2 protein-coding genes are annotated in these 4,199 nt (G+C 49.2%); one reads left to right on the top strand and one right to left on the bottom strand.

What is annotated here, in order from left to right:
- Positions 1–35: 35 nt before the first annotated feature.
- Positions 36–3,404 carry an S-layer homology domain-containing protein gene (locus BN3911_RS00070; protein ID WP_066859660.1) on the top strand — a complete coding sequence of 1,123 codons (3,369 nt, stop codon included), beginning with the start codon at positions 36–38 and terminating at the stop codon, positions 3,402–3,404.
- A 337-nt stretch (positions 3,405–3,741) separates the two neighbouring features.
- Here BN3911_RS00070 and BN3911_RS00065 read toward each other — a convergent pair.
- Positions 3,742–4,199 (bottom strand): S-layer homology domain-containing protein (locus BN3911_RS00065; RefSeq protein WP_147578456.1); only part of this gene is annotated, 458 nt, incomplete at its 5' end.

Here is a 4,199-nt window from a genome sequence, read left to right as displayed (position 1 = left end):
CAAGCGAGAATCTAAAATTTAAGAGGGTTGAAATTATGAAGAAAAGCAAGTTTCTGAAGAAATCACTTGCGACGCTCCTTGCACTCATGCTCGTCGTCGCAATGATTCCTGTCGGTGCTGCGGCGGCTACTTTGCCGGACATCACACGGATTACCGTGGATGGGGCGGTGGTTGAGCTGGATGCTGACGGAACGACCTTTGCGGCGGATATCGCGGCAGATGCATCTTCCGTTGAAATCGGCGCTGATTTTGCAGGCGACACATCATCGTTTGTGATGACGCAGAAGAACGGTGTCCTTAAAGATACCGTATCGGACAGCGCCACAGCCACTTTAACACTGAACAAGTATCCGGATGCCGTAAGCGGCGTCATCACGATCCCCATGGTTCTTACCTCTGCGGACGGCGCCGCGACAAAGACCTACAAGCTGGTGCTTACCCAAACCACAAAGGGAACGACCACGAACCTGAAGAGCGTCACTGAAGGTGCTATGGTAATCGACGCTACCTTTGACAACGACACAAAGGTAATCAGCGTTACCGTTCCCCGCGGTTATACCTCTGGCGGAAAGATTGCGCTGGAGACAGAAGACAATGCTGCCATTAGCGCCAGTGACAAAACCGCAGTTCCGATTGATACTGGCTTTACAGTCACCTCGGAATCCACTGGAAATGCTGCAAGCTGGACCTTTGATATAACTGAGGTTGACGCTATTACCTCTTTTGAGATTGACGGCGTATCCGGCGTCTTCTCAAAGTCGGCAGCTAATGTTGCTTTCAACGACACCATCACGGTTACGCTGCCCGCAGAAAAATTTGTGGACGCAGATGGCAATCCTATTACGAATCCCAAGTTCCCGGTAACCTTCAGCACGCTCGGGAACACCACCGTTACTGCAACTGATGTGTCTGCTTCCGCGTTGGAAAACGGCAAGACCTACACGTTTACCGGTTTGGGAACGACTGATTTGGAAAACAAAGCACTTACTGTGGCCTGCAAAACTGTTAGCCAAGAGTACAAGCTCAATGTAATCCAGGCCAAGGCCGGCGACAAGGACATCACCTACGCTGAAATCGACAGTGAGATTGCGACGATCTCCGGGAACAAGATTTCTGTAGAGGTACCTGCTGCTGCTACTTTGACAGACCTTCCTGTCATCTTCCGTACGGCAACCTCCGTTGATGCTATTACTCTTTCCGGCGGCTCAACTACTAGTGCAATGACAATTGTAAAAGATGGTGCGGCCACCTCTGAATACCAGCAGTGGAAGGGCAATAACAGCGGTTCCTCCAATGAAAACAAAATAGATCTCACAAAACCTGTAGCCGTTACCGTTAAGGCTGCGGACGGTTCTTTGAAGCAGTACACACTGACCGTCACCAAGGCCAGTGAAGTAAATGAAGCAAAGGCCTCTGCTATGTGGCTGAAAGACGGCGAAACCCAATACGAAGGCAAGATTTCCGGCAACAACGTCACCTTTAAGGTTCCTTACATGACAAAATCTGATGATTTTAAAGGCTGGAATGTCTATATCACCCCCAGCAGCAATGCGAAAGCCTATCAGGGAGATGGTACAACAGCCATTGTAAATGGAACCAAGGTTTTTGGTACTATCATGACCGGTATTACCATTGCTAATGCTGACGATACTGTAAAGACCGTTAAGGAAAATGCCTTCTGCATTGTCAACAAAGCGGATCCCACTGTGAAGAGCGTATACAGCGTCACCATTGAGTTTGAGGATGCCAAATCCGGCAGCACTCTTACTGACCTGACAGTTACCTCCACACGGAAAACCAACGACGTCGATGCGTTTAAGGCTATCACGGCAGACAATACCTTTAAGGCAAAGGTAGACGGTTCCGCAAAGACGGTTACCATCAATCCTGCTTTTACTTTAAGCAATTACACTCATCTCGTTACCTCCTTTACGACTGCTGCCGGCGGCGTAGCTTTCTATGCAGAGGCCGATAGTGATGATTATAATAACGTCACACCGGTAGCGGCACTGACAAAGGACAGCGATAACGAAGCTGCTATTGACTCTACAAAATTCGTAGCCGATAAGTACATCATTGTCCTCCCCGAAATCATTGCGAAAGATATTACTTCCGCGATTACAAAAGATCAGGCCAAACTTGGTACCGTTTACAAAATGGCTGTGGTCGCAGCGGCTAAGGTGAAGGATTCCACGCTGAAGACACTGACCATCAACGATGTCAAGCTGACTATTTCCGGAAACAAAATTACCGGCACCATCCCCTATGGCATGACTGTGGATGCAGAGGGTAAGATTGTTGATGCAACTGCTTTCTTTGCCAACTTTACAGCAGGCAAATATGCAACTGTCACTAGCAAAGAAACTTCTTCGAATAAGTTTGTCAATGCAGGCGGCGCAATCGGCGATGGGGATCCCGAGGCTGTTTCTGCAGACAACGCGAAGATTGCCTTTGTGCGCGGCAATGACAACAAGGTTGCTGTGTATTCCCTGAAGGGCGCTGTTAACGCAGATAATACTGCTGCTATGACAGCTTTCAAAGTAACTGCGGAAGACCCCGCTAGCTCCAGTGAATATGTTTTTGATTTGAAGTATGCAGACCCCAACAGCGAAGCAGCCATTACCTCCTTTAAGCTGGCCGGAGTAACAGGCACTATCAGCGGCAAAACAATCAGTGTAACTGTTCCTTACAACACGAAGCTGAATGGTTTGATTCCTACCTTTACCACTTCTACCGGAGCAGAGGTAAAGCTTGCAACTAACACAGTCCTTTCCGGTAAGACTGCAATCGATTTCTCTAAGGACGTCAAGCTTACGGTTACTTCCGAAGACAAGGCCAACACGGTTATTTACACCGTAAAGGTAAAGGTTTCCGAGCAGTTTAGCGATGTAAAGCAGGGAGATTGGTTCTACAACGAAGTGATGACAGCGGCAGCCAACGGCTGGGTGGACGGAACCGGAAACGGGAAGTTCAGCCCCTATGAAGGCATGAAGCGCGGCGACTTTGCTAAGATTGTTGCAGCTATCGACAACGCCGACCTGTCCAAGTATACCGATTCCGCATTCCCCGACGTTCCCTCCGACAAGTATTACAGCGCTGCTGTTGCCTACTGTGCGGATAAGGGATACATCGGCGGAGATGAGAAGGGCTACTTTAACGGTGAGAAGATGATCACCAGAGAAGAAGCAGCAAAGATCATGTGCAATGTCAAGGGTCTGACCCCGGTCACCGAGCCCACGACAAAGTTTGCCGATGACGCTAAGATTTCCAACTGGGCAAAGGGTTATGTGTATGCCTGCAAGGAAGCTAAGATCTTCGGCGGCGACGAGAAGAACTGCTTCAATGCGAGCAGCACAATGCAGAGATGCGAAGGCGCTGCAATTCTCGTCAGAGCATTTGCTTAAGGTTTCAACTCACCTAAATTTTATGATTACCCCATAGAGCGAGGGGGCGGAGAAATCCGCCCCCTTGTTCTATTTTCTTTCAGTTATAGAAAGGCTTCGGTTGAGCGTAAGTTTCTAGGTTTGCTGTGAGAACCGGGATGGGAAACAATGTGCAGTGAGACTGCTAGAAAACTACATCTTATTTTATGGAAGGGCTGCCCGAATAAACGGAAATGGGCATAGAACAAGGTATTCCATTCCTCTTAAATAATATAAAATTACCCCAAAGACGAAAGGGACGGATTGCTCCGTCCCTCCCGCCCATGGGGTAATCATAAAATTTAGGTGAGTTGAAACCTTATTTGTCCATTGCCACGACCATGATCTTAGCGGTTTCGGCTCTGGTGATGGGGCTCTTCGGGTTGAAGTTGCCCTTCTCGTCGCCGCCAAAGATTCCGGCAGCCTTGCAGGCATCTACATATCCCTTTGCCCAATTGCTGATCTTCGCGTCATCCTTGAACTTCTCGGTTGTGGTGCCGGTAAGCTCCTTGGCAACGGAGATCATCTTAGCAGCCTCTTCACGGGTGATGGAATCACCAGGCAGGAAGTTGCCCTTGCCGTCGCCGCCAACGATTCCGTTCTCAGCGCAGTAAGCGATAGCGCCCAGCGCGTAGTCATCAGCCTTTACGTCATTGAAGGGGGTGTTGGTATAGCCGCTCACATCGACGCCCAGCATTCTGGTGAGCATCAGTGCGAAATCACGGCGGGACACAGCGCCTTCGGGATCGAATCTGCTGTTTTCTTTACCGTTGACAA

Origin of the sequence: Neglectibacter timonensis (assembly GCF_900048895.1) — a bacterium.
Taxonomy (GTDB): domain Bacteria; phylum Bacillota; class Clostridia; order Oscillospirales; family Acutalibacteraceae; genus Acutalibacter; species Acutalibacter timonensis.
This window is presented reverse-complemented; position numbering and strand designations above follow the sequence as displayed.